The following is a 280-nucleotide window of genomic DNA, read 5'->3' as shown; positions in this document are numbered from 1 at the left end:
CTCTTTGCTGATGTACACCCGCCGGTCGCCGCTGGCGGTTTTCGGCTCCTTGGTGAAGATCTTTTGCCCGCTGAGTTTGACCACTGTCCGCTGCACATGGATGGTCCGGTGCCGCCAGTCAATGTCTGACCAGCGCAGCCCGCAGGCTTCGCCGCGGCGCATCCCGGTGGCCAGTACCAGTTTGAAGTACACTTCATATTTCATGCTTTGTGTTTCCAGAGCGGCGATCAGCTTCTGCACCGTTTCCTCGTCGGCCACCGGGCGCTCTTTGCGCACGCCT

1 protein-coding gene is annotated in these 280 nt (G+C 60.4%); it reads right to left on the bottom strand.

The annotated features are described in order from the left end of the window. A partial coding sequence (locus tag H6B10_RS19075) for a site-specific integrase (protein WP_204652439.1) occupies positions 1–280 on the bottom strand: 280 nt, incomplete at both ends.

The organism is Gemmiger formicilis (genome assembly GCF_016901605.1).
GTDB classification, from domain to species: Bacteria; Bacillota; Clostridia; order Oscillospirales; family Ruminococcaceae; genus Gemmiger; species Gemmiger formicilis_B.
This window is presented reverse-complemented; position numbering and strand designations above follow the sequence as displayed.